The organism is Trinickia sp., assembly GCF_036503415.1.
GTDB lineage: Bacteria > Pseudomonadota > Gammaproteobacteria > Burkholderiales > Burkholderiaceae > Trinickia.
The window spans coordinates 1-2,307 of sequence record NZ_DASXWY010000105.1; the positions used below are offsets into that span (position 1 = coordinate 1).

A 2,307-nucleotide genomic window follows, 5' to 3' on the forward strand; every position below is an offset into this window, starting at 1 on the left:
GATGATGAGCGTGCAGTCCTCGCTCGTGATGGTCCCGATCAATGAATTCGGCAGCGAGGCGGTCAAAAACAAATATTTGCCGAAGCTCGCGCGCGGCGAATGGATCGGATGCTTCGGACTGACCGAACCGGATCACGGCTCGGACCCGGGCGGCATGGCCACGCGCGCGAAGCGCGTCGATGGCGGCTATTTGCTGACGGGCAGCAAGATGTGGATCACGAACAGCCCGATCGCCGATGTCTTCGTCGTATGGGCGAAGGACGACGAGGGGGCGATCCGCGGCTTCGTGCTCGAAAAAGGTTGGAAAGGATTGTCCGCTCCGGCCATTCATGGGAAGGTCGGCCTGCGTGCGTCGATCACGGGCGAAATCGTCATGGATGAAGTGTTCTGCCCGGAAGACAACGCGTTCGAGCACGTGCGAGGGCTCAAGGGTCCGTTCACTTGCCTGAACAGCGCGCGATACGGCATTGCATGGGGCGCGCTCGGCGCGGCGGAAGATTGCTGGCATCGTGCGCGGCAATACGTGCTCGAGCGCAAGCAGTTCGGCAAGCCGCTCGCGGCGAACCAACTGATCCAGAAAAAGCTCGCCGACATGCAAACGGAAATCACGCTCGGCTTGCAAGGTTGCCTGCGGCTTGGCCGGATGAAGGACGAAGGCACGGCAGCCGTCGAAATCACATCGATCATGAAGCGCAACTCCTGTGGCAAGGCGCTCGATATCGCCCGCCAGGCGCGCGACATGCTGGGCGGAAACGGCATCAGCGACGAGTTCGGCATTGCGCGGCACCTCGTGAACCTGGAGGTGGTCAACACCTACGAAGGCACGCACGACATTCATGCGCTCATTCTCGGGCGCGCCATGACCGGCATCGCGGCGTTCTAAGCGACTATGAACGACTTCAAACAAGGCGCGCTATCCGGCCTGCGGGTGCTCGATCTGTCGCGCGTGCTCGCCGGACCCTGGGCGAGTCAGTTGTTGGCCGATCTGGGGGCGGACGTCGTCAAGGTCGAGCGTCCGGGCACGGGCGACGATACGCGCGCGTGGGGGCCGCCCTGGCTTGACGACATCGATGGCAAGCCTACCGGCGAATCCGCGTACTACCTGAGCGCCAACCGCAACAAGCGATCGGTGACGATCGACATGGCGCAGGCCGACGGCCAGGCGCTGATCCGGCAGCTTGCCGGCAAGGCGGACATCGTCATCGAGAACTTCAAGGTCGGTGGCTTGGCGCGGTACGGGCTGGACTATGCGAGTCTGTCGGCGATCAATCCGCGGCTCATCTACTGCTCGATCACCGGCTTCGGGCAAACCGGTCCCTATGCCGCGCGCGCCGGCTATGACTTTCTGATTCAAGGCATGGGCGGATTGATGAGTCTGACCGGGCGGCCCGACGGCTCGCCGGGCGAGGGTCCGATGAAGGTCGGCGTGGCGCTGACCGACGTCATGACGGGGCTCTATTCGACCGTGGCCGTTCTTGCCGCGTTGGCGCATCGCGAGCGCTCGGGCCGGGGCCAGCATATCGACCTCGCGCTGCTCGACGTGCAAATCGCGTCGCTGGCGAATCAGGCGGCCAACTACCTCGTCGGCGGCGACGTGCCTCGACGGATGGGCAACGCGCATCCGAACATCGTGCCGTACCAGGACTTCCCGACGGCGGACGGCTACATGATCATCGCCGTGGGCAACGATTCGCAGTTCGCGAGTCTATGCGAGGCGATCGACCGGCCGCAGTGGGCGCGCGATGCGCGCTTTCGCACTAACCCGCAGCGTGTGAAGCATCGCGACGAGCTCGTCGAATCGTTGCGCGGCATCACGCTCACGCGCACGACCGCGCAATGGGTGTCCATGCTGGAAGCGCGCGGCGTACCGTGCGGCCCCATCAATCGAATGGACCAAGTGTTCGCCGATCCGCAAGTGCAAGCACGCGCGATGCGCTTGGAGATGAGCCATCCCGTTGCGGGAAAGGTGCCGCTGGTGGCCAATCCCATACGAATGTCGGAGACGCCCGTCCAGTACCGGCATGCCCCGCCGACGCTCGGCGAACATACCGAGGCCGTGCTCGGCGAATGGCTCGCGCTCGATGCGCCGCAGCTCGCCGCCTTGCATGACAGAGGCGTCGTTTAACCGACATTTCATCAGGGAAAGCAATCATGAAGGTCCTCGTACCGGTCAAGCGCGTGGTCGATTTCAACGTGAAGGTTCGCGTGAAGTCGGATGGCACGGGCGTCGATATTGCGAACGTGAAGATGTCGATGAACCCGTTCGACGAAATCGCGGTGGAAGAGGCGGTGCGGCTGAAGGAAGCG

General features: G+C 63.5%; 2 protein-coding genes and 1 pseudogene. All 3 read left to right on the forward strand.

The window, feature by feature from the left end:
- On the forward strand, positions 1 to 883 hold an 883-nt coding region (locus VGL01_RS14185), incomplete at its 5' end, for an acyl-CoA dehydrogenase family protein (RefSeq protein WP_331570332.1).
- Between the two features lie 6 nt (positions 884 to 889).
- Complete coding sequence (locus VGL01_RS14190) at positions 890 to 2,125, forward strand: CaiB/BaiF CoA-transferase family protein (RefSeq protein WP_331570334.1); 1,236 nt, start codon at positions 890 to 892, stop codon at positions 2,123 to 2,125.
- 26 nt (positions 2,126 to 2,151) lie between these two features.
- Positions 2,152 to 2,307, forward strand: a pseudogene (locus tag VGL01_RS14195) (electron transfer flavoprotein subunit beta/FixA family protein); the annotation flags it as partial.

What these genes read in the sequence shown, in the direction of transcription:
- VGL01_RS14190 (WP_331570334.1), top strand. Translation starts at nt 890, where the DNA reads ATGAACGACTTCAAACAAGGCGCGCTATCCGGCCTGCGGGTGCTCGAT.